Genomic DNA, 23,315 nt, shown 5'->3' with positions numbered 1-23,315 from the left:
TCAAGCGTCGTCGAGACTGCTCCCTGTGCGGGACGAACTCGCCGATAGAACGGAGGGAAAGGCCATGATCGAGGATGGCTTCGAGCAGCTGCTGACGGTCCAATCCGCGGCGATGCTCGCCGTGGGCCGACGTCTGCATCCGGAGACCTTCGACAGCGCCAGGGAGCGCAGCTATCGTCTCCTTCCAGTGCGTTGGAAGGACCAGGTGCGCATCGAGTTCGTCGAGGGGATAGATGTGCACGCCAGGGCCCTCGGCTCGACCGCGGCCATCGTCGACCATGGGCGCAATCTGTCCGGCTTGTTCATCCCCGCCGATCCGTCGGACGGGAGTCTGCCCCTTATCGAGGTCGACAATGGTTCGTTCTTCCGCAAGCATTTCACGGCGTTCCATGAGCTGGGCCATTTCCTGCAGCGCGCGGATCTGGATTGCTTCGCCAGATTGTATGACTTCGACGACAAGGCGGTTGCGAAACGATTCGAGGAATTGGCCTGCAACCGTTTCGCCGCCGAGGTGTTGCTGCCCGAGACGTTGGTCCGCCAATGCCTGACGCAGGGCGGCATGGTCGCCGGCGACGCCTGCCGGCTGTTCCGGGAGGCGCGTCTCGTCTCGCGTCAGGCCGTGACGCGCCGCCTGTCCGGGTTTCTGCCCGATGGTGGCAGCATCGCCTTCTTCGATGCGCAGGGGCAATTGGCCGTGCGGGCGACGGTTGACGGACGACCGCAATACGGTGTCGAACCTACGCAGGTCGAGTCGAGGATGCTTGAGGAACTGCATCGCAGTGATCGCGACGAACTGGTCCTGGACGCGGCCGAACTGGGCATCGCGTCTTTGAGAAGAGGGCGGGTCAGTGCCGCACGCTCACGCTCGAACCGTGGGTTCACCGCATTCGTTGTCGTCAACGGGGAGCCGTGATGATGACAAGCCGAACGCAGACGGAGACAAGGATATGGACGCGGACGCAGGCACCGTGTGGGTGTGGCTTGCAGCGGCGCATATGCCGGACGCATATACTGGATGCCGATCACATACATCCAGAGGAGCGCATGTCCAGACAATCCATGGCCAATGAAGGCGGAACCCACCGATATCTCGACGAATTCCGGGAATATGGCCATCTTGGCGAGAAAACCGCCGCCTTCCTGTGCAAGGAAATGGAGCGTCAATTCCCCGGGCACCGTGCCGAGCTCATGGCGCTCGACCCCGACTTGGACAACGTCGAAGCTGCCGCTTGTGCGTTCTACGAAGACTGTATCGCCGCCATCGAACGCGCGATGGATGGTTTCAAGGATGACGAGGCTTTCGAGCGTTACGTCCGTCGGACGATGTCCAAGTGGTTCAGCAAACGTTATGACCGCACACTCCAGGGGAAGATCGCCGATACGCTGCGCAAGAAGCTTTTGCGAGACGCACGTTTCGAGCACAGGCGGATCTCCAACGCCTCATATTGGGGCCTCAAGGACGGAGGCGCGAAACTATCCGCGGTTCCGGAGCGTCGCCTGCGCGCCGTCGCCTCACGGTATGAGCTTCCGGTCAGGCTTCCGGACGCTGACAAGACCAACGGTGTCATCCGATATGGCACGTATCGCGGCCATGAGGTCGAGGACATGATTGCCGGGGTGCTGCGTGTCGCCGATGGACTCGTCCATCAGCCCGCGCTGGTGCGCGTGTTCATGTCGCGGCTGCCGCAGGCCGCCCTGCCCCTCGATGACAGGACGCGGCTGGACGATGTGATGCCTGTGCTGCCGGCCGAAACCATCGGCGCGGTCGATGCGCCCACGCCGTGGCAAGCCGACGGCTTGGACCGTCTGGTCGATGAGATAGCCGAGCACCGGAGGGATGGGGATTTCAAGCAGTGGCTGTGCCGTCGGCTGTCGGAGACGGCGTTCTGCCACGACCTTGACATTCAGGCGGTGGCGGACCGTCTTGAAGCCGCCGGTTCGCTGCCAGCCGCCGAGCCGCGCATCGAAACCACAAGACGTGAGGAAAGGACGAGCCAATGAGCCAGGACACGGCGATGCATGACTTCGCGGCGACCTTCGACCGCATCAACGCACGACGGCACATCGCCCGCCGCGACCCCGCGATCGACGATCCCTCCGCCATGGCCGAGGCGATCGAGGTCGGTCCCTGCGCGGGCCAGATATGGCTGGCGAAGGGACCATGGGAGGACGACGAGTCTCAATATGCGCTGATCGCGGGCGTCGAGGACGATCCTCGCCTGGTCTCGGTGGTGCCGATGAGCAATGACGAGACCCTGGGTTCTGCGGACGCGCTGCTGTTGGGAGACACCCCGTTGGGCGTGCGTATGGTCGCCTGGCCCGAATATCGCACCGTCATCCCGGTCCGTCTGCTGTTGCGTCCCATGGGAACGCTGTCTGACGATGCGCTCCACGCGGTGGTCGATGACCGGCCGGATGAGTCTGCGTCCGTGGTCCGCGGCGACAACAGTCGAGATGGTGACAGTCGAGGCGACGACGTGGCGGGGACACGCGCCGATGATGACTTCGATGAGTTGATGGCCACCTTCATCCATTGGCATGACCAATGCGCGGCGCTGCCGCGGTTGCAGGGTGACGGGGACGGGCAGTTGCGGCTGACGCCCGGACGAGGTGACTACTTGCGTCGGCTGGTGCAAGTGCTGGGATTGACGCCGGAGCAAGCCGGGCGCATCATCGACGGCGAGGATCGGCTCTCCGAGGAACAAGCCATGCAGCTGCGTGCCGCCGGCGTGGACACCGAACGCGACTGGCGGCGCACGATGCGACTGCCCGACGATCTGCTGATCGAGGTGGAGCAACCGGTGTGGCGTGCTGCGGCGCAAGCCATGGACAGACATCCGGATCGGGATGCCCGCATGGAGCTGGCCCAGGAAGCATATGCGCTGGCCGCCCGCACCAACGGTCACGGTCGCGAGGCATGGCGCGGAGCGCTGGAGGCGGTGTCCCGCTGATTTCCTGATTCCCCCGACCGGGATGAATACGGTGCGCCGTGGGATAGGCTGGTGGCTATGAGTGAGCAAGATGCGCGGTGCGGCGATGCTGTCGCGAGAGCGGCGGTGGGCTCCCGACCCGCATCGATCCGCGATGTGGCCCGCCTGGCCGGCGTGTCGATGCAAACGGTTTCGCGGGTGACCACAGGCAACGGCCCGGTGTCCGCCCTGTCGCGCGCCCGCGTCGAGGAGGCGATGCGGACCCTGGGATACCGGCCGAACCGCGTGGCGCGTGCCCTGCGCTCGGGGCGGTCCCATATGGTCGGTCTGATGGTCGACTACCTCGAGACCTTCGGCAGCCGACAGATGCTCAACAGCGTGCTCAGGGCCGCCTCGAGCCGCGGCTATGGATTGACGCTGATTCCGCGCGAGCTTGATGGACGGCTGCGGCAGTCCGCCCCCTTCGTCGCGGGGCTTGACCTCGATGGGCTGATTGTCAACGCAGGAGGGGCGTTGTCCGAGCAGGTCGTCGACCTGTTCCCCGAGGTACCGGTGGTGGCGCTTGGCACGGTTGTCAAGCCCGCAGCCGATTGGTCCTCGGTCGATATGGACCAGGGCCTTATCAGCCGAATCGCCGTCGAGCATCTGATCGGGCTCGGCCACCGCATGATCGCCCATGTGGGAGGAGACTCCGACGACCCCGTGGCAACGGCGCGTGCGGAAGGCTACGAGCGGGCCATGCGAGCACATGGCCTCGAGCCACTGACGGTCGATTACGCCGGATGGTGGGCGGCCGATGGATACCTCGCGGGGGAGAGGATCGTCGGACATTGCCCTCGGTGCACGGCCATCTACGCCGCCAATGACACGCTGGCGATGGGCGTCGTCCAGGCGTTGCGCGCCCGGGGAATCGACGTGCCGGGGCGGATCAGTGTCGTCGGGGTCGACGATTCGGTCGGCGGATATTACGCCGTCAACGAGCTGACGACCGTGCGTCAGCGATATGACGAAGTCGCCGGCACGGTGATGGATATACTGGATGCCGCCATACGAGGCGAGCGCGATGTGCGTCGGGTGCGCGTCGAATCCGAGTTGGTGGTGCGCTCCACCACGGCGCCGGTGTGTTCGTGTGTGGATGGACGGTGACGGGAAACGACCGCCGTGGGCGGGGATGGACGGTTCCATCGCATTCGTGCATGGATGAGAGGTAACGCATAGGATCTTGCGTGGATATCTGAAGTCATTGGAATTTCAGCGAAGTTGACGTTAACACCAAGTTGTGTTAACGTCATCATAGAGAGGCGGGGAAGCCTCTCCCAAGGAGCGGACGCAGAGGTCCGATCTCTGAGAAAGGAAGGAATCAACATGACGAAGCACACATTCGGCAGGAAAGCGATCGCACTCGGCGGCGCCGCGGCGATGCTGGCCTCGATGGCGGCCTGCGGTTCGACGAACTCGGGCGATGGTGGACAGGGCGGCGACTCGGCCTCCGGCGGCAAGACCAAGATCACAATGTGGAGCTGGGAGCCAACCATGAAGCAGGTGGTCAAGGACTTCAACGCCAGCCAGGACAAGGTCGAGGTCGAGCTGCAGAACGTCGGCACCGCGGCCGACCAGTACACGGCGCTCAACAATGCGATGGAGGCGGGCTCCGGCGCGCCCGACATCGCCCAGATCGAGTATTACGCGCTGCCGCAATACGCCATCTTCGGTTTCCTTGCCGACCTGACCGACAAGGTCGGCGGATACGAGGACTTCTACACGCCCGGCACTTGGACGCAGATCCATTACGGCGACAAGATCTACGGCATGCCGATGGATTCGGGTCCGTTGGCGACCTTCTACAACAAGACCGTCTTCGACAAGGCGGGTGTCACCGAGGCGCCGAAGACCTGGGACGAGTTCTACGAGGCGGCAAAGAAGATCCACGCCCTCGGTTCGAACTATTACATCACCAACGATGGCTCCGACGCCGGCATGTTCAACGCGCTGGTATGGCAGGCGGGAGGCCACCCCTTCGGCGCCAAGGACAAGGAAGTGACGATCGACCTCACTTCGGATCCCGGAGTCAAGACCTTCACGGACCTGTGGCAGAAGATGATCGACGAGGACCTCATCAACACGAAGATCAAGAGCTGGTCCGACGACTGGAACCGCTCCCTCAACGACGGCACGCTCGCCTCGCTGGTCTTCGGCTCGTGGATGCCGGCCAATCTGGTGAATATCGCGCCCGACCAGGCCGGCAACTTCCGCGTCGCGCTGACGCCGCAGTGGAAGGAGGGCGACACCTCCAACTCCGAGATCGGCGGCTCCTCGCTGGCCATCACCTCGACCAGCAAGAAGCAGGACGCCGCGTGGGAGTTCCTGGAATACGCCCTGCACTCCAAGGAGGGCATCAAGACCCGCATCGACCTCGGTGGCTTCCCCTCCGACAACGACACGCTGAATTCCGATGAGTTCAAGAACAAGACGACCCTGAAGAACTCCGACGGCGAGGATGTGGCCTTCTTCGGCGACCAGAAGTACAACGAGGTCCTTTCGCAGTCCGCCGCCAACGTCGTCAAGGGATACGAGGTCACTCCGTTCGAGGTGCATGCGCGCACGGTCTACAACGACACCGTGGGCAAGGGCATCGTCGGCGACATCTCCCTGGCCGATGGTCTGGCCAAGTGGCAGGACGAGCTGGTCAAGTACGGCACCGACCAGGGCTTCACGGTCAAGCAGTGATTCCTCCGGGGCGGTCTTTCTCCTTCCTGACCGCCCCGGCGATGACCCGGCGTTCCCATTCCCCGTTGCGGCGGTGGGTGGGAACGCCGGGCCTTTTCAGCTGAAGCGAATGGGATAAGCAGTCTTACTGCGCCTTGGCGGCCTGCGAATCGATCCAGTCACGGACGGCCTGCACGGATTCGTCGAGGGTGACCTTAGCGGCCTTGAACGCCTTGGTGTCGGTGACGCCGGAATCGTCGACGAGCTTCTGGGCCGCGTCGATGGCGGTGTTGAGCCCGTCCTTGATCAGCCGGCCCGCGGTGCCGTCGACGATGCTGCCGGTGAGCTGCGAGGCGAGGGAACGGGCGGCGTCCAGCGAATCCTCGAGGCCTTGGCGCGCATCGGACAGCGCCTGGTCGCCGGCGGTCGCATCCTTGTCCGCGTCCGCATCGGCATCCGCGCCATCGGAGCCGCCTGTAATCCCGGCGAGCCAATCCTGCACGCCCTTCTTGGTCTCGGATTTGATCTCGGCGTTGATCTTGTCCGCGGATTTGTTGAGTGAATCGGTGGCGGAGCGCACGGTGTCGGCCACGATGTTCAGCTGGATCGGCAGCGCGTTGGACGCACACGCCTCGTCGTTGACGGTGCCCTCCGCCGCGTCCATCGCATCGGCGAACGCGTCCAGAAGCTTGTCCACGCCGAGGATCTGCCGGACGAGCTGCTCGCCCTGGGGCGCGTTCTCGGTGGTGGCGAGCAGATCCTTGCGCGCCTTGCTGAAGTCGCTGACCGCAGCGCGGCAATCGGCCAGTGCGGTCTGCTGGGCATGGCGGTAGACCAGGAGCCCCGCTCCGGCCGCAATCAGGGCGACCGCGGCCACCGAGGCCACGACGATGGGCCAGCGTTTGCAGTGGGGCGCGCCGCCGTTCCCGGCCTCCGGCGGCACCTGCGCCGGCGGCACCGCCGCGGGGATCGCAGGGGTTCGCGGCATGGTCGCATCGGGGACGGGACCCATGTCGACGGTGTCGGTCGTGGCCGTGGGAATCTGCTGCGTACGCTGTTCGTCCATATCTTCGGAAAGCTCCTTCTCCTCGCCGGAATCGTCCGGCGGCGCCGCGCCGGCCATCCCGGTCCGCCCATATCATAGGTCCGGCCGCCCGCGCCCCTCCACGGAAGGCGTATGAATCGTCCCCCGATGAAGCAGTCGTCGGACTCACTCCCGCCCATCTAGCCAGTCCAGGGCGTAGATGCGACGAATGCCGTCATAGGAAACCGGACGTTCGTCATCCATGGTGATGAGCGTCTTCGGATAGTTGTCCCTGATCGGCCGGAAAGATGACAGTTCGCGTTCCAGCGTCTCTTCGTCGCGCACGGATTCGCTGATCTGCCAGTATTTGAGCCCCTCTGTGCCGTTGGTGACGAAATCGACCTCTCCGGCAGGTCCCTGACCGACATAGACCTCTTTTTCCCGGCGCAGCAGCTCGAGATACACGATGTTCTCTAAGATGCGTCCGGTGTCCCGCACCTTGTTCGAACACAGCACGCGGCGCAAACCCATGTCCACCGCGTAGTATTTGCGCTCCTGCTTGAGCAGGCGTTTGCCCTTGATGTCGTAGCGTTGCGCCGGATACACGATGAACGCGGATTCGAGAGCGTCGAGATATGAGGCGATGGTCGGCTGCGAGACCTTCGTGCCCATTGAGGTCAGGGTGTTGGCGATATTCGCCGCGGTGGTGAGGTTGCCGATGTTGTCATAGAGATACGTCGTCAAGGTGCGCAGCAGCGAGACGTTCGCGTTGATCCGTCCCGCCACGTCCTTGATCAGGATCGTGCTGAGGATGCCGTCGAGGTAGTCGCGGACCAAGGTGTCGTCGTTGCTCAGCATGGTGACGGCCGGGAACGATCCGTCGTGGATGTAGTTGGACCACTGCCGTTGCTGTGATTCGTTTTCGTCGCCGGTTGAACAATATTCGCGGAACGAAAGCGGCAGCATGCTGATTTCCACGTAACGCCCCGACAGAAGCGTGGCCAGCGTGCCGCTCAAAAGATTGGCGTTCGAGCCGGTGATGGTCAGATCTATGTTGGTACGTGCGTTGAGACTATCGACCGCCTTTTGGAATTCGGGGACGTTCTGGATTTCATCGATGAGCACGTAATACATCTCGTCGTCCGTGCAACGGACCATGACCTTGTCGTGCAGCGCATGGTATTCCAGCAGTGGTTCGTTCTCCAGAAGCTCCAGATTCAGATGAATGATATGGTCCGCGGGCACACCCTCATATCGAAGCTGCTGCTCCCACATCTCCATCAGCGTGGATTTGCCGCATCGTCGCACGCCGGTGATGACCTTGATGACGGGTTTGTCGCGCCATGCGGACAGTCGTTCCAAATAATCAGGCCTAGCTATGCGCATGACGTTCCTTTCCGTTTGTGAAGTGCTTCGTTTTTTAAATGGAGTTTAAGCATACTAAACAAATGCTGTGAATTTAAAATAAATTTTATTTTATTGCCCTCGGCTATATGGAATCGATTCTGCCGGTCTTTGGAATGGCGTCTTCCGAATATTCTTCGGCGACATTGGGCTGCCGTACTATCCGCTGAAACCGCCTTGTGAACGACATCACAGCCGGGGCGTGCTATTGGGCGGGCGGTGGACTACATTACATAGGAGCAGCCGGACGCGGCATGCCCGTTTCAGTGCGCCCGAAACGCACTGGGTTACCCGGAGAACGGGGCGATGGGCATGCGTCTTCCGGAGGACGACAGGCAGAGGAACGAATGGCAGACACAGCAGCATCCATGGACGCCGCGGGTGCGGACGGCCAACGCGGGGGAGAGCGGCCGTTGCGCATCGGACTGGACATCGGCTCGACGACCGTCAAGGCGGTGGTGCTGGACCAATCCAGCGCGCTCGGCGACACCCTCTTCTCCGACTACCGGCGCCACCATGCCAATGTGCGCGCCACGGTCGCAGGCCTGCTCGTCGACATCAATGCCGCGCTCGATAAGCTCGGCCGCGGCGACGAACCCGTGCGGCTGGCCATCACCGGCTCCGGCGGACTGGCGCTCGCCGACAATCTGCATGTTCCCTTCATCCAGGAGGTCATCTCCGAAACCGAGGCGATCGACGCGCAATATCCGCAGGCCGACGTCATCATCGAGTTGGGCGGCGAGGACGCCAAGATCACCTATCTCAAGCCCACTCCCGAGCAGCGCATGAACGGCTCGTGCGCGGGCGGCACCGGTGCGTTCATCGACCAGATGGCCACCCTGCTCGACACCGACGCCTCCGGCCTCAACGACCTGGCCACGCGATACCAGAACCTCTATCCGATCGCCTCGCGCTGCGGCGTCTTCGCCAAATCCGACTTGCAGCCGCTGATCAACGACGGCGCGGCCAAGGAGGACCTCGCGGCCTCGATCTTCACCGCCGTCGCCACCCAGACCATCGCAGGCCTGGCTGCCGGCCGACCCGTGCACGGCACCGTCATCTTCCTCGGCGGCCCGCTGTTCTTCCTGTCCGAATTGCGCGCAGCCTTCCAACGCACGCTCGAAGGCAAGGTCGACGAGTTCATCGTGCCCACCGACGCCCACCTCTACGTCGCCTACGGCGCCGCCCTGATCGCCGGCAAGCCCGAGGGCATTGACATCGACGGCACGCATTACGAGCCGCGCACCTGCGCCGACATCCTCGCCGCGCTCGAGGACCTCAAGAACCTGCCGGCCAACACGCCGACCATGCCGCCGCTGTTCGCCACACCGGAGGACAAGGCGGCCTTCGACGAACGCCATCACCGCGAGCATGTGCACGTCGGCACGCTCGAAGGCGCCAGCGGTCCGCATTTCCTCGGCATCGACGCGGGCTCGACCACCATCAAGGCTACGCTGGTCAACGACGACCGCGAGATCGTCTGGTCCAGCTACGCCAACAACGAGGGCAGCCCGCTGACGGCCGCCGTCAACATCGTCAAACGCATCCAGTCCGAGCTGCCCGAAGGCGCGTGGATCGCGCGCGCCTGCGCCACCGGATACGGCGAGGGCCTCATCACCACCGGCCTGCATCTGGACGAGGGCGTCGTCGAGACGATGGCCCACTACCGCGGCGCCGAGATGGCCAGCCCCGGCGTCACCGCCGTCATCGACATCGGCGGCCAGGATATGAAATACATGGCCGTCACCGACGGTGTGATCGATTCGATCGCCGTCAACGAGGCCTGCTCCTCCGGCTGCGGCTCCTTCCTGCAGACCTTCGCGCAGTCCATGGGACTGACGATCCAGGAGTTCACCGAGGCCGCGCTCGCCTCCACGCATCCGGTCGACCTCGGGTCCCGGTGCACGGTGTTCATGAACTCCTCGGTCAAGCAGGCGCAGAAGGAAGGCGCCTCCATGGAGGACATCGCCGCCGGCCTGTGCTATTCCGTGGTGCGCAACGCCCTCTACAAGGTCATCAAGCTGCGTGATTCCGGCGAACTTGGCGACACCGTCGTCGTGCAGGGCGGCACCTTCCTCAACGACGCGGTGCTGCGCGCCTTCGAACTGCTCACCGAGCGCGAGGTGACCCGTCCAAATATCGCCGGCCTCATGGGAGCCTTCGGCGCGGCGCTGACGGCCCGCATGCACTATGCGGACGAGGCGGACGGACACGAGGATGCGGACGCGACGCCCTCCGTGATCATCGATGGCATCTCGCACACCGCCTCCTCGATCCTCACCGGCGACGAGCTCGACAACCTCACGATGACCACCGAACGCGATGTGTGCAAGCTGTGCCAGAACCACTGCAAGCTCACCATCACCACATTCTCCGACGGCAGCCGCTTCGTCACCGGCAACCGTTGCGAGCGCGGCGGCGACGCCAAGCGCAAGCGCAGCGACCGGCCGAACCTCTACGACTACAAATACAAGCGCTGCTTCGCTTACCGTCGCCTCACCGACAAGAAGGCGACGCGCGGCGAAATCGGCATTCCCCGCGTGCTCAATATGTACGAGAACTATCCGTTCTGGTTCACGCTGCTCACGCACCTGGGCTTCAAGGTCGTGATCTCCGGCCGCAGCTCGCATGAGCTGTTCGAAACCGGCATCGAGACCATTGCCTCCGAGAACATCTGCTATCCGGCCAAGCTGGTGCACGGCCATATCAAATGGCTGCTCGACAAGGGTATCAAGACGATCTTCTACCCGTGCGTGAGCTTCGAGGAGGATCTGGTCGAGGGCACCGACAACCACTACAACTGCCCGATCGTCGCGAATTATCCGGTGGTGATCGGCGCGAATATGCCGGAGCTGCGCGCCGATGACGTGCGCTATCTGCGCCCGTACTTCAACCTCGCCGAGCGCGACCTCATGGTCGACCGCATCGTCGAGGAGTTCGCTTGGGCGAATGTCGGCCGCGAGGAGGCCGAGGAGGCCGTCAAGGCCGCCTATGCCGAGGACAAGATCTTCAAGAACGACGTGCAGCAGGAGGGCCTGCGCGCGCTCGCCTATATGAAGGAGCACCATTGCCGCGGCATCGTGCTCGCCGGTCGTCCCTACCATATCGATCCCGAGATTAACCACGGCATCCCCGAGACGATATGCTCGCTCGGGATGGCGGTGCTGTCCGAGGATTCGATATGCGAGCTTGAACCCGGGCAGAAGCTCGATCTGACTGAATACCTGTCCGAGGGGGAGGCCGATCCGCGCGCCCACGATGCCGGCGGCTTCCGTCACGTCGGCGACCGCACCATCACCCGCATGCCGCTGCGCGTGACGAACCAGTGGGCATATCATTCCCGACTTTATGCGGCGGCCAACTTCGTCGCCTCCTATCCGGGGCTCGAGCTCGTGCAGCTCAACTCCTTCGGATGCGGCCTCGACGCCATCACCACCGACCAAGTCTCCGAGATCCTGGCGGACAAGGCCGACGTGTACACGCTGCTCAAGATCGACGAGGTGTCGAACCTCGGCGCGGCCAAGATTCGTTTGCGCTCGTTGAAGGCGGCGATCGAAGAGCGCGAGGCCAATACGGCCAAGGCGACGGACTCGGCTGATGGCGCCGGCACCGATGATGCGGCGAATGCGGCGAATAAGGCCGAGTCCGAGGCCGCGGCGCAGCTCGAGGCCGCGAAGGCCGAGCTGGCCAAGGCGCAGGCCGCCGTCGATGCGGCCGAAGCAAAGCTCGCGCAGGCGCAGGGCGCGACGGACGTGCCTGCACCGCGCACCGGCGAATTCCGCCACACCGGTTCCAAGGCGCCGACCCCCGGCCGTCAGGTCATGCTCGACGCGACGATGGCCGCCAATCCCAAGCTCACCAAGGCCGTGCGCGAGGCGGCCCGCAAGGCCAGCGCCGGACGCTCCGGACACGGCGGCGCGACGATGAGCCGGTATGCCAACAAAATCTCCTTCGGCAAGGATATGAAGAAGGACTACACGATCGTCGGCCCCCAGATGAGCCCGATCCATATGTCCCTGGTCGAGTCCGTGATCCGCTCGGGCGGATACAAATTCGACATCCTCAAGACGGCCAGCCACGAGGACGTCGAAACCGGCCTCAAATACGTCAACAACGACGCCTGCTACCCGGCCATCATGGTCGTCGGTCAGATGGTCGACGCGATCATCCAAGGCAAATACGATCCCGACCATGTGGCGCTCGCGATCACGCAGACCGGCGGCATGTGCCGCGCGACGAATTACTTTGGTCTGATCCGCAAGGCCCTGATCGACGCCGGCTATCCGCAGGTGCCGGTGATCGCCTTGTCCATGCAGGGATTCGAGGACAACCCCGGCTTCAAGGCCACGCCCGCGCTCGCCGCGCGCGCGATCAAGGCGTTGGTGATCGGCGATCTGCTCTTGAAATGCCTGCGCCGCGTCCACCCCTACGAGGCCGTGCCCGGCTCCGCCGACGCGCTCTACGAGCAGTGGGACCGAATCGCGCGCGAAACCATCGAACATCACGGCTGGTCGGCGACCGCGAAGCGGGCCATCGGCAAGGGATACCTGCCCTATCCGACGCTTGCGCGCGAAATCGTCAAGGCCTTCGATGCGCTGGAATTGAAGGACATCCCGCGCAAGCCGCGCGTCGGCGTCGTCGGCGAGATTCTTGTCAAATACCATCCCGACGCCAACAATCATCTGGTCGAGGTCATCGAATCCCAGGACTGCGAGGCCGTTGTGCCCGGCATCATGGAGTTCATGACCACGCACCTCTACACGCACGACTGGGAGAAGCATTACCTCGGCAAGGGCGGCTCCGATCTTGGCAAGCGGTTCATGCGCCGCGCCTTCGAAGCGTATCTGAAGCCGGTTCGCCGCGCGATCGCGCTCGCGGGCGGCAAGTTCAGTCAGGATGTGCCGATGGACCGGCTCGCCAAGATGGCCTCGACGATCACCTCGCTTGGCGTGCAGGCCGGCGAAGGCTGGCTGCTGACGGCCGAGATCCTGGAGCTCATCGAATCGGGCGCGCCGAACGTCGTGTGCGCGCAGCCCTTCGCCTGCCTGCCGAACCATGTCACCGGGCGCGGTATGTTCGGCAAGATCCGCCGTCTGCATCCCGAAGCCAACATCGTCTCGATCGACTACGATCCCGGCGCCTCCGAGGCCAACCAGCTCAACCGCATCAAGCTGATGATCGCGGCGGCAAAAAAGGCTGCCGCAGGTCAGCCGAATATTACAACTGCTGACTAATGAGGTGGGCGGGACCTTGGCCGCCCGTCGCGGCTGAGCGGCTTCCCCTGCCGTGGACCAATGTTGGTGCGGATTCTCCCTTTTCTCGTGGTAGACGGGTCTGATGTACGAGAAAAGGGAGAAAAGCCATGCCCATTTTCTCCCTTTTTTCATAACAATGTGTGGATAGCACGAGAAAAGAGAGAATTGTCCATCATGAGCCGGGGCGTCTGTATTTCGGTGCGGATGGAAGACGGGAGGACATGGGGACGGGCGGCATATGGGCCGTCGCATGTCATAGATTCTTCGTATAGCCGAACCGGTGCGTGGTCATGCCGGCGGCGGATACGATGGGCGCATGGTTACTCCGAGGATCAGTTACGCGCATCTGCTGGCCAAGCCCAATCCCAAGCATGTCGCCAGTCTGCTGCGGTTCTTCGAGAGCGGCTGCGCCCGACGGGGAACCGGTGGGCTTGGCGTCGAAATCGAGCATCTGCCGGTGCATGACGCCGACGACACCGCGGTGACGTATTACGAACCCAACGGCGTCGAGGCGCTGCTCAAACGCCTGCGCCCGTATTACGACGCATCCAAGGAATACTGGGAGAACGGCCATCTGGTGGGGTTATCGCGCGACGGCATCGCCGTGTCCCTCGAACCCGGCGGGCAGGTCGAGGCCTCCATCGGCGTGCTGCGCGAGCCCGCGGAACTCAGCGGCATCTACGCGCGCTTCCGCGCCGAAACCGACCCCATCCTGGCCGAGTTCGGTTGGCGCTTCGTGACCTACGGATATCAGCCGCGCTCTAGCTTCGTCGACGTGCCGGTCAATCCCAAGGACCGGTATGAGGCGATGACCGACTATCTCGGGCGCGTCGGTCAATTCGGACCCTGCATGATGCGCTGCTCGGCCTCCACGCAGGTGTCGATCGACTATGTCGACGAGGCCGACGCCATCGCCAAGATGCGCATCGGCACCGCCATCGGGCCGATCCTGGCATGGTTCTTCCGCAACACCCCCTATTTCGAGGGGAAGGCGAATCCATATCCATTGCTGCGCCAGCGGATATGGGATTATCTCGACGTGCAGCGGACCAATGTCATTCCCGGCCTGTTCGACCAGCGCTATGGCTGGGAGGATTATGCGGTGGATGTGCTCTCCACGCCGCTGATGTTCGCCGATCTGACGCATACGCCCGAGGCGATTGAGCGCGGCCTGAGCGGTAAGCAGCTGCATCACGCGGCCTTCCGTGAGAACGCGGGGGAGATCTATCCGGACCGCGAGCTCAACGACTATGAGATCAACCACATCATCTCCACACATTTCAACGACGTGCGGTTGAAGAACTTCATCGAAATGCGGCATTGGGATTCCCTGCCGATAGAGCGCGTCGAACGGCTCACCGAGATCATCGCCACGCTGTTCTACCGGCCCGCCGAGCGCATGCGTTTGGAAAGCTATTTCGACGGCCTGACCGAGGAGGATGTGTTCGAGGCCAAGGCCAATCTGCAGGCGCATGGCCGCGACGCCAGCCCTTACGGCCAGCCGCTCGACTTCTGGCGCGAGTTCCTCGGGCTCGAGGGATTGCTCGAAGATATCCCCGGAGACGCGAGGCATCCCGAGGTCTTCCAGCGCTAAGGGCCCGAGCTAGGCGTGGCGTGAGTGTGTGTGCGGGCGGCTGATGGGTGGGGCTCAGGCGTTGGCGAGTTCGTGGGTGAGCGCGCGCCGGATGAACTCGCTGCGACTGATGCCGGTTGCGGATGCTCGCGTGTCCACCAGTTTTAGGACGCTGGGCTGCACCTTAAAAGTGACAGAAGCCAGTTCCTCATCCGTCAAAGGCGGTCGGCCGACGAAGATCATGCCGGGCCTTCCCTGATACTTTCCTTGCTCGGCGTCGTCGGCCCAGCGTTCGAGCATGTCGTCAGTGACTTCGGCTCCGCCTTCCGCGATAAATGCCATGTTCCGTTCCCTCCTATATGAGACGCAATTCGCGCAGCATCGGTCGTTGCGCTGTGTTGCAGTGGTAAATCATCGTGTCTCCCGCTAGCGTGCGCACCGCGCACATTTCCAGAAGACGGCCTTGGGTGTCGGTGCCCACCGAAATATATTGCGTTGGCTCGGTGCCTTCCCTTCTCCCGGACCTGATGACGTGAAGCCATGCATGGCGTATGTCCTGTTCCTGTATGTTTGGATGCCGTTCCCGCACTCGTTTGGCCACTATGATCGCCATGACTAAACCTGCGGTAAGACAAAATTGTAATACTTTATTGTTGGCCATATCGGCTGGCAGGTGAGAGTGGGCTGCATCATATCCTTCTCCTTTTCGAGGGTCGCGCTGCGTTGCGCTTTCCTCCACGATGACCTGATGCATGACGGTGCACAAGGCTTGTGGTCGTAGGCCTATTGGTGGTCGGAAACCCGCGGAATGCCGGCGAAATCTTCCGGTCAGGCTATTGTGGATAACTTGTCCCACGGTGACGTCAGGCCAGCGATTTCTAGGGATGTCAGCTGAGGATTGATGTTTGTCGGGAATTGCCGATGGCTGATGGATGGAATCTTCCCGAATGATTGTTAGATAGTACAATGGTCGGCATGGCTGATGTGCGGAAGCGAGTGAGGAAAAGCCCGGGGGAGCGGCGTGCGGAAATCGCTGCCGCGGCGACGAAACTCATTGCGGCGAAAGGGTATTACGGCACCAGTCTCAAGGACGTGGCGGATGCCGTGGGCATGAGCCAGCCGGGGCTGCTGCACTATGTCGGCACCAAGGAGGGGCTGCTTTCCCTGCTGATCACCGATGAATACGACGCGCATGGCACTCCCGAGGAATTCCTCGCCTCCGGCCTGCCCGGCTCCGATCCCGAGGCGCCGCATTTCCCGGCATATCTGCGCTATTTGGTGCGGTTCAACGCCGCGCGGCGCAATTTGGTGCAGCTGCACACCGTGCTCGGCGCGGAGTCCTTCAGCGAGGAACATCCGCTGCATGAGTATTACGAGCGCCGCCCCGACCAAGTGTGGGAATATTACTCGGCTTTTCCATGGCGCATTCCGCCGCAGATGGGGCGGTGGGAGGATTCGATGCGCCCCATCGTGCGCCGGTGCATGGAGGCGATGGACGGCATACAGCTGCGCTGGTTCCGCACGCCGCCAATCGATCTGTATGACGAGTGGATCGCCTTCGAGGGGCTGATCTTCCCTTCTCCGGTCTGGGATCTGTATCGCTGACCGGTGTGGTCCGGCGGTCCGGTGCGATGATTTGACAAACGCGATCAGGGTGTTTTATCATCTCACTTATCTAATAACCATTAGATAAAAACAAAGGAGTTTATATGAGCGCAGCGGCAGTCGCCGACCGCATCCTGTTCGGAGCGGCGTATTACGACGAATACCTCATGATGAAGGGCATCGACCGCGTGGACGAGGACATGCGGATGATGAAGGACGCGGGCATGAACCTGATCCGCATCGCCGAATCGACGTGGAGCACGATGGAGCCGCAGCCCGGCGTCTTCGACTTCACGCATGTCGATCGTGCGCTCGACGCCGCGCATCGCGCCGGCATCGCCGTCATCGTCGGCACCCCCACTTACGCTGTGCCCGCCTGGCTCGTGAAGATGCATCCCGACGTGCTGGCCGTCACCCCCGCCGGCGCCGGCAAATACGGCGCCCGACAGATCATGGACATCGTCAACCCCGCGTATCGCTTCTACGGCGAGCGCGCGATCCGCCAACTCATCTCGCATGTCGCCGACCATCCGGCCGTCATCGGATATCAGGTCGATAACGAGACCAAGTACTACGACTCCGTCTCACCCGATATGCAGGCCCTGTTCGTCAAGTACCTGCGCGAGAAGTTCGACGATGATCTCGCCGCCCTCAACGCGCATTTCGGACTCGACTACTGGTCCAACCGCATCGACGCGTGGGAGGATTTCCCTGATGTCACAGCCTCGATCAACCAGTCGCTGCGCGGCGAATTCGACCGCTTCCGCCGCGCGCAGGTCGCCGAATTCCTTGCATGGCAGGCCGATATCGTGCGCGAATACGCCAAGGAAGGCCAGTTCGTCACCCAGAACTTCGACTTCGAATGGCGCGGCTACTCCTACGGCGTGCAGCCGGCCGTCGACCATTTCAAGGCCGGCGAGGCCGTCGACGTGATGGGCGTGGACATCTACCACCCCACCGAGGACGACCTCACGGGCAAGGAGATCGCCTTCGGCGGCGACATGACCCGCTCGGCCAAGGACGGCGCGAACTACCTCGTGCTCGAAACCGAGGCGCAGGGCCAGCACGGCTGGCTGCCCTTCCCGGGGCAGCTTCGACTGCAGGCTTACTCCCATCTCGCCTCCGGCGCCGATTGCGTCGAATACTGGCACTGGCACTCCATTCACAACTCCTTCGAAACATATTGGAAGGGCGTGCTGAGCCATGACCTCGAGCCCAATCCCACCTATCGCGAGGCCGGCGTCTTCGGTCGCGAGATCGCCGCGAAGGGCGTGGGGGAGCGGCTGGTGCACTTGAAGAAGCGCAACAAGGTCGCCATCATGGTCAGCAACGAGGCGCTGACGGCCCTCGACTGGTTCCAGATCGAAACCGGATTCCCGGGCGGCGGAACGCTGAAATACAACGACGTCGTGCGCGCCGTCTACGACGCGTTGTTCGAGCTCAACGTCGAATGCGATTTCGTGCCGGTCGATGCGTCCGCCGAGCGGTTGGCGAAGTATGCGATGGTCGTCACGCCCGCGCTCTACTGCGCGCCGCAGGAAACCATCGACGCGCTGCGCGGATACGTGCGCGATGGCGGGCATCTGGTCTCCACGATGCGTTCCTTCGTCTCCGACGACGAGACCACTGTGTGGGCCGACCGCGCTCCGCACGACCTGACCGACGTGTTCGGCGTGACCTACAACCAGTTCACGCGCCCGAAGAACGTGCCGGTCGAATTCGCGGACGGTGGCGCGCTCGCCGGTGTTCCGGCCGCCGATGCGCAGGCCCTGATCGAGCTGCTCACGCCGGTCGACGAGAGTGTCGAGACGCTTGCCTCCTACGGGCACTATGCGTGGAAGGACTACGCCGCCATCACCCGCCATGCCTTCGGGGAGGGCGACGCCGAATGGATCGCCACGATGCTCGACGCCAACGCGATGCGCGCCGTGCTGCGCGAAGCCGTCGCCCATGTGGGCGTGGGGGTCGCGGGCGCCACGCTTGCCGGCAAGCTCGCCGTGCGTCAGGGTGTCAACGACGCGGGCGAAACCGTCACCTATCTGTTCAACTACTCCGCCGAACCGGTCGCGGCGGCCAGCCCCGTCGCCGGCGAGATCGTCGTCGCGCCGTTGCCCATCGCCACCGAAGGCACTGTTGACGAAGCGGCCGCGGCCGCGCTGCCGTGCAAGGCCGGCGAAACGGTTGCCGTCGGCGACGAGCTGACCATCGGTGCTTGGAACCTCATGATTATCGCCGGCTGAATCGGCTGATTCTCACTGAAGGATACCTGACGACCGGAGTCCTCACGGGGACTCCGGCCCTGCCCCGACGCGCACATTCGACGTCATGATGGCGACACGCCGAGTTGTGCGAATGGGGCGAGTTCGTATAATGAAATTACTAACTACCGGTTGGTGGTTAAGAAAAATCAGACGGAGCACAATGTGGAGCTTCGTCGAACGCCATCTGCATCAGGTATTGAGAAGAACGCTAGCAAAGGAGCGCATGCATATGAGCGCAGCATCAGCAACCACCATCGATCCGAGGTTGGAGGCGTATAACGCGAATGTCGCGGCCGCCGACAAGGATCCCTCCCTTTCCCCCGAGACCGGCAAGCCGCTTTCGAAGATCAACATCGCGCGCTTCGGCGCGGGCTTCCTGGTCTTCGGCGTGCTGTGGATGAGCGGCCTGGGCATTGTGTCCTCCGTGCTGCTGCCGATGCACTACAAGACCATCGAAGGCGCCAACCCCGAGGCGCTGGTCGGCATCGTCAACGCCTTCACCGCCGTCGCCTCGCTGGTGTCGAACCTCATGTTCGGCAACTTCTCCGACCGCTCGCGCTCCCGCTTCGGCCGGCGCACCCCGTGGATCCTGTTCGGCGCGCTGCTCGGCGGCGTCACGTTGTTCCTGACCGGCACCACGACCAACGCCGTGCTGCTGACCATCTACTACTGCGCCTGCATGTTCGGCCTCAACTGCATGATCGCCCCGCTGGTCGCCATCCTCTCCGACCGCGTGCCCTCCGGCATCCGCGGCACCATGTCGGCCTTCTATGGCGCCGGCTCCACCGTCGGCGCGCCCATCGGCACCATGCTCGGCGCCCTGTTCATGACCAACCTGCTCCTCGGCTTCGGCGTGGCCGGCGTGCTCATGTTCCTCGGCGGCGTCGTCGCGGTGCTTGTCATGCCCAAGGAGGGCCCGGCCGACTTCCTGCCCAAGGATCAGGGCAGCTTCAAGGACGTGCTCATGAGCTTCCGTCCGCCGAAGTTCTCCACCGCCCACGACTTCTACAAGGCCTTCGCCGGACGTTTCTGCATGCTCATCAGCTACCAGATGATCGCCGTCTACCAGCTCTACATCATCCAGAACTACATCGGCCAGTCCGACGCCGAGTCCGCCATCACCATCTCCGTGGTCTCCACGATCATGATGGTCATGTCCTTGGTCGGCTCCTTCATCTCCGGCCCGGTCTCCGACATCATCGGCCGCCGCAAGCTGCCCGTCATCGTCGCCTCCGTGCTCTTCGCCGTCGGCATCGCGATGCCGTGGATCTTCCCGAGCTCGATGGGCATGTATCTGTTCGCCGGCATCGCGGGCCTCGGCTATGCGGTCTACTCGGCCGTCGACCAGGCGCTGCTCGTGGACGTGCTGCCGAGCAAGGAGGAGGCCGGCAAGGATCTGGGCATCCTGAACCTCGCCACCACCCTGGGGCAGATGTGCGGCCCGATCCTTATGAGCGCGATCGTCGTCAACCTCGGCTACCACTTCGCGTTCCCGGTCTCCATCGCGCTGGCCATCATCGGCTGCGTCTTCATTCAGATCATCAAGGGCGTCAAGTAAGCCCTGTCCCTCTCCCCATTCCCAAGGCCGGTTCCGTCGTCCATCCCTGCGGCAGGGCCGGCCTTGCCATACCACTTCGAATCAACGCAACAACAACGAACGGAAGCAAAGGAGCGATTATGACCGCAGCGACCGATTTCATCAACGGAGTGAATCTCGGCAACTGGCTCGTCCTCGAGAAGTGGATGAATCCGGCCTTGTTCGACGGCACCACGGCCGACGACGAATATTATCTGCCCACCCAGCTCGACCCGGAGGTCTACGAAGCCCGCATCCGCACGCATCGCGCCGAATACATCACCGAGCGGGACTTCGCCACCATCAAGTCGTGGGGACTGAACTCTGTGCGCATCCCCGTGCCGTATTTCATCTTCGGCGACCGTCCGCCGTTCATCGGCTGCGTCGAAGAGCTGGACAAAGCCTTCAACTGGGCCGAGAAATATGGCCTGACCATCCTCATCGACCTGCATACCGCGCCGATGAGCCAGAATGGTTTCGACAACGGCGGCATCTCCGGCGTGTGCAAATGGGCGCAGCTTCCCGAAGAGGTCGAGTTCGTGCTCACCGTGCTCGAGCGCCTCGCGCAGCGTTATGGCGATCGCGAGGGGCTTATGGGCATCGAGATCATCAACGAGCCCAATACCAAGGCCTCCTGGGATTCGATGAATGTGACCGAGCGATACAAGGCCGTCGACCCCGAGCTGGCCGAGGGCACCGGTCCGATCGACATCGACTGGCTCAAGGACTTCTATTTGACCGCCTACCGCCGCCTGCGCGACGCCGATCACGGCGCGCTTCCCGAGAGCAAGGCCGTGGTGTTCCATGACGGCTTCGACACCTACGCGTGGAAGGACTTCATGCGCGGGGCCGACGGCGGTCTGGCCCCCGAGTTCGTCAATGTGATCCTCGACACCCATCAGTATCTGATGATGGCCGAGATGGCCGGCTGCCCGCAGACCGTCGAAGGATACGACGGTTTCGTGACCGGCACCTACGCGCCGATGATCGAGGAGATGGACGGCTACTTCCCGACCATCGTGGGCGAATGGTGTCTGTTCAACTCCGTTGGCTGCGGCGTGGACACGCACGGCGGCCAGAGTGTGCTCAATGGAGAGGAAGGCGCCGCCGCCGAAACCCTCAGCCCGTCCGAGAAACGCGACCTCTACCAAGGCGTCGCCGCCTCCCAGCTCGCCGCCTGGAGCAAGGGACACGGCCATTATTACTGGAACTACAAGCTGCTGACCGACACGGTCAACACCCCCGGATGGATCGGCTGGGACGCATGGGACCTCGGCCGGTGCATCGCCCAGGACTGGTATCCCATCAACCACAAGTGAAAGGCCTTCGCAATGCTGCATAATCCGATTTTCAAGGGATTCAACCCCGACCCCGCCATCTGCCGCGTCGGCGACGACTACTATGTGGCCGTCTCCACCTTCGAATGGATGCCCGGCATCCCGGTCTACCATTCGCGCGATATGAAGCATTGGGAGCTCAAAACCCATGTGCTCACCGACGACACCAAGCCGAACCTCACCAAACTGCCCTCGGCCAAGGGCATCTGGGCGCCGTGCCTGACCTATTGCGAGGAAGAGGGGCTGTTCTATGTGATCTACGGCGTCATGAACTCCATGAACGCGCGGTATTTCGACGTGGACAATTACCTCATCACCGCGCCGAGCATCGAAGGGCCGTGGAGCGAGCCGGTGTATCTGACCTCCTCGGGCTTCGACGCCTCCATCCTGCACGACGATGATGGGCGCAAATACATCGTGTCGCTGGAATGGGAGACCCGCGAGGGCTATGAGAAGCCGGGCGTGATCTGCTGCGTGGAATACGATCCCAAGACCCGGCACGTCGTCGGCTATCCCAAGCGCATCTGGCGCGGCGCCACCGACCGCGGTTGCATCGAGGCCCCGCATCTGACCAAGCGCGACGGCTGGTATTACATCATGTGCGCCGAGGGCGGCACCGGCTACAACCACGCCGTGACCATGGGCCGGTCCCGCAATGTGTGGGGCCCCTATGAGCCGGATCCCAATGGTCCGATCGTCACCTCGCAGCCGGTCGAATCGAATGAGCGCGCCGACGACGACCATTTGAAGCCCCGGTATTTCAACCCGGACTCCGTGCTGCAGAAATCCGGTCACGGCTCCTATGTGGATCTGCCGAACGGCGAGTCGTATCTTGTGCATCTCACCTCGCGCCCCTTCGTGCCCGAGCTGCGCTGCACGCTTGGCCGCGAAACCGCCATCCAGAAGGTGCATTGGACCGATGATGGCTGGCTGCGCATGACCGATGGTTCGAATCTCGCCAAGCTTGAGGTCGAGGAGCCGAACCTTCCCGACGTGCCGATGCCGTCCATTCCGGACCACGACGACTTCGACGGGCCCGAACTGGGCAATTGGTATTATTCGCCGCGTCTCATGCCCTGCGGCTTCGCCAATGTGACCGAGCGGCCGGGTTGGCTGCGCGTGCGCGGCCAGGAGTCGCTTGCCTCGCTGAACCGCACGAGTCTTGTGGCCCGCAAGCTCACCAGCGTGCACGCCACGGTCACCACGCGCATGGATTTCGCGCCCGAGGTGTACCAGCATTCCGCCGGTCTGGTCCTGTATTACGACAACATGAACAACGCCTTCCTGCGCAAGTACTGGTCCGAGACGCTGGGCGGGCCCGCTCTGTCGATTGTGCGCCTCGAGAACGGCGAGAAGACCGAGATGCTTGACACGCGCGTGGCCGTGGACGATCGTCCCGTGTGCATGCGTCTGAACATCGAAGGCCGCCGCAGCTGGTTCGAATGGGGCTACGACGGCGAGACCTGGACGAAGATCGGACCGGATTTCGACACGACCACCTTCTCCGATGAATATTGCAAGTTCGGCGAGTTCACCGGCACGATGGTCGGCGTGGCCGTCACGGATGCCGCCCTGCATGAGCGGTGCGCCGACTTCGATTATTTCGACTATCAGGCCGACGAGGACGCGCCCGTCGACTGACGG

At 63.0% G+C, this 23,315-nt stretch carries 16 protein-coding genes; 12 read left to right on the top strand and 4 right to left on the bottom strand.

Annotation, left to right across the window (positions count from 1 at the left end):
- The first annotated feature begins 64 nt into the window (after nt 1-64).
- The 5 genes from AC1AUD_RS04230 (at nt 65) to AC1AUD_RS04210 (ending at nt 5,657) form a co-directional block, all read left to right on the top strand.
- Complete coding sequence (locus AC1AUD_RS04230; RefSeq protein ID WP_476572385.1) at nt 65-913, top strand: ImmA/IrrE family metallo-endopeptidase; 849 nt, start codon at nt 65-67, stop codon at nt 911-913.
- A 131-nt stretch (nt 914-1,044) separates the two neighbouring features.
- Nucleotides 1,045-2,001 (top strand): hypothetical protein, encoded by a 957-nt coding sequence (locus tag AC1AUD_RS04225; RefSeq protein WP_476572384.1) that lies wholly within the window; start codon nt 1,045-1,047, stop codon nt 1,999-2,001.
- Nucleotides 1,998-2,951: a hypothetical protein gene (locus tag AC1AUD_RS04220; protein ID WP_476572382.1), complete on the top strand. Its 954-nt coding sequence runs from the start codon at nt 1,998-2,000 to the stop codon at nt 2,949-2,951. The genes AC1AUD_RS04225 and AC1AUD_RS04220 overlap by 4 nt, the downstream gene beginning before the upstream one ends.
- Before the next feature lie 57 nt (nt 2,952-3,008).
- Nucleotides 3,009-4,076, top strand: coding sequence for a LacI family DNA-binding transcriptional regulator (locus AC1AUD_RS04215; protein WP_476572380.1), 1,068 nt, complete (start codon nt 3,009-3,011; stop codon nt 4,074-4,076).
- 219 nt (nt 4,077-4,295) lie between these two features.
- Complete coding sequence (locus tag AC1AUD_RS04210; protein WP_476572378.1) at nt 4,296-5,657, top strand: ABC transporter substrate-binding protein; 1,362 nt, start codon at nt 4,296-4,298, stop codon at nt 5,655-5,657.
- 124 nt (nt 5,658-5,781) lie between these two features.
- Here AC1AUD_RS04210 and AC1AUD_RS04205 read toward each other — a convergent pair whose 3' ends face one another.
- Both AC1AUD_RS04205 and AC1AUD_RS04200 read right to left on the bottom strand, forming a co-directional pair.
- Nucleotides 5,782-6,702, bottom strand: a complete 921-nt coding sequence (locus tag AC1AUD_RS04205) for a hypothetical protein (RefSeq protein ID WP_476572377.1) — start codon at nt 6,700-6,702, stop codon at nt 5,782-5,784.
- A gap of 144 nt (nt 6,703-6,846) precedes the next feature.
- A complete protein-coding gene (locus tag AC1AUD_RS04200; protein WP_476572375.1) occupies nt 6,847-8,046 on the bottom strand; it encodes an ATP-binding protein in 1,200 nt (399 codons plus the stop codon).
- Between the two features lie 386 nt (nt 8,047-8,432).
- On the opposite strand from AC1AUD_RS04200, the gene AC1AUD_RS04195 reads away from it, so the two are divergent.
- Both AC1AUD_RS04195 and AC1AUD_RS04190 read left to right on the top strand, forming a co-directional pair.
- On the top strand, nt 8,433-13,298 hold the full coding sequence (locus AC1AUD_RS04195) for an acyl-CoA dehydratase activase-related protein (protein WP_476572574.1): 4,866 nt from the start codon (nt 8,433-8,435) through the stop codon (nt 13,296-13,298).
- 337 nt (nt 13,299-13,635) lie between these two features.
- On the top strand, nt 13,636-14,913 hold the full coding sequence (locus AC1AUD_RS04190) for a glutamate-cysteine ligase family protein (RefSeq protein ID WP_476572373.1): 1,278 nt from the start codon (nt 13,636-13,638) through the stop codon (nt 14,911-14,913).
- A 54-nt stretch (nt 14,914-14,967) separates the two neighbouring features.
- On the opposite strand, the gene AC1AUD_RS04185 is transcribed toward AC1AUD_RS04190, so the two are convergent.
- Nucleotides 14,968-15,234 carry a ribbon-helix-helix domain-containing protein gene (locus AC1AUD_RS04185; protein ID WP_476572371.1) on the bottom strand — a complete coding sequence of 89 codons (267 nt, stop codon included), beginning with the start codon at nt 15,232-15,234 and terminating at the stop codon, nt 14,968-14,970.
- Between the two features lie 13 nt (nt 15,235-15,247).
- Entirely contained in the window at nt 15,248-15,646 is a 399-nt protein-coding gene (locus AC1AUD_RS04180; RefSeq protein ID WP_476572370.1) for a hypothetical protein, read from the bottom strand.
- Nucleotides 15,647-15,867: 221 nt separating this feature from the next.
- On the opposite strand from AC1AUD_RS04180, the gene AC1AUD_RS04175 reads away from it, so the two are divergent.
- The 5 genes from AC1AUD_RS04175 (at nt 15,868) to AC1AUD_RS04155 (ending at nt 23,312) form a co-directional block, all read left to right on the top strand.
- On the top strand, nt 15,868-16,497 hold the full coding sequence (locus tag AC1AUD_RS04175) for a TetR/AcrR family transcriptional regulator (protein ID WP_476572368.1): 630 nt from the start codon (nt 15,868-15,870) through the stop codon (nt 16,495-16,497).
- A gap of 104 nt (nt 16,498-16,601) precedes the next feature.
- Entirely contained in the window at nt 16,602-18,737 is a 2,136-nt protein-coding gene (locus AC1AUD_RS04170; RefSeq protein ID WP_476572366.1) for a beta-galactosidase, read from the top strand.
- 250 nt (nt 18,738-18,987) lie between these two features.
- Entirely contained in the window at nt 18,988-20,316 is a 1,329-nt protein-coding gene (locus AC1AUD_RS04165; protein WP_476572364.1) for an MFS transporter, read from the top strand.
- A gap of 119 nt (nt 20,317-20,435) precedes the next feature.
- Entirely contained in the window at nt 20,436-21,653 is a 1,218-nt protein-coding gene (locus AC1AUD_RS04160) for a glycoside hydrolase family 5 protein (protein WP_476572363.1), read from the top strand.
- A gap of 12 nt (nt 21,654-21,665) precedes the next feature.
- Complete coding sequence (locus AC1AUD_RS04155; RefSeq protein WP_476572361.1) at nt 21,666-23,312, top strand: glycoside hydrolase family 43 protein; 1,647 nt, start codon at nt 21,666-21,668, stop codon at nt 23,310-23,312.
- Nucleotides 23,313-23,315: the final 3 nt, after the last annotated feature.

This window comes from Bifidobacterium sp. LH_730 (assembly GCF_056355835.1).
This window is presented reverse-complemented; position numbering and strand designations above follow the sequence as displayed.

Excerpts from the sequence above, each read along its gene's own strand:
- AC1AUD_RS04190 (WP_476572373.1), top strand. The coding sequence starts at position 13,636 with ATGGTTACTCCGAGGATCAGTTACGCGCATCTGCTGGCCAAGCCCAAT.
- AC1AUD_RS04200 (WP_476572375.1), bottom strand. The coding sequence starts at position 8,046 with ATGCGCATAGCTAGGCCTGATTATTTGGAACGACTGTCCGCATGGCGC.
- AC1AUD_RS04155 (WP_476572361.1), top strand. The coding sequence starts at position 21,666 with ATGCTGCATAATCCGATTTTCAAGGGATTCAACCCCGACCCCGCCATC.
- AC1AUD_RS04165 (WP_476572364.1), top strand. The coding sequence starts at position 18,988 with ATGAGCGCAGCATCAGCAACCACCATCGATCCGAGGTTGGAGGCGTAT.
- AC1AUD_RS04220 (WP_476572382.1), top strand. The coding sequence starts at position 1,998 with ATGAGCCAGGACACGGCGATGCATGACTTCGCGGCGACCTTCGACCGC.
- AC1AUD_RS04205 (WP_476572377.1), bottom strand. The coding sequence starts at position 6,702 with ATGGACGAACAGCGTACGCAGCAGATTCCCACGGCCACGACCGACACC.
- AC1AUD_RS04170 (WP_476572366.1), top strand. The coding sequence starts at position 16,602 with ATGAGCGCAGCGGCAGTCGCCGACCGCATCCTGTTCGGAGCGGCGTAT.
- AC1AUD_RS04180 (WP_476572370.1), bottom strand. The coding sequence starts at position 15,646 with ATGCATCAGGTCATCGTGGAGGAAAGCGCAACGCAGCGCGACCCTCGA.
- AC1AUD_RS04160 (WP_476572363.1), top strand. The coding sequence starts at position 20,436 with ATGACCGCAGCGACCGATTTCATCAACGGAGTGAATCTCGGCAACTGG.
- AC1AUD_RS04185 (WP_476572371.1), bottom strand. The coding sequence starts at position 15,234 with ATGGCATTTATCGCGGAAGGCGGAGCCGAAGTCACTGACGACATGCTC.
- AC1AUD_RS04210 (WP_476572378.1), top strand. The coding sequence starts at position 4,296 with ATGACGAAGCACACATTCGGCAGGAAAGCGATCGCACTCGGCGGCGCC.
- AC1AUD_RS04175 (WP_476572368.1), top strand. The coding sequence starts at position 15,868 with ATGGCTGATGTGCGGAAGCGAGTGAGGAAAAGCCCGGGGGAGCGGCGT.
- AC1AUD_RS04230 (WP_476572385.1), top strand. The coding sequence starts at position 65 with ATGATCGAGGATGGCTTCGAGCAGCTGCTGACGGTCCAATCCGCGGCG.
- AC1AUD_RS04225 (WP_476572384.1), top strand. The coding sequence starts at position 1,045 with ATGTCCAGACAATCCATGGCCAATGAAGGCGGAACCCACCGATATCTC.
- AC1AUD_RS04215 (WP_476572380.1), top strand. The coding sequence starts at position 3,009 with ATGAGTGAGCAAGATGCGCGGTGCGGCGATGCTGTCGCGAGAGCGGCG.
- AC1AUD_RS04195 (WP_476572574.1), top strand. The coding sequence starts at position 8,433 with ATGGACGCCGCGGGTGCGGACGGCCAACGCGGGGGAGAGCGGCCGTTG.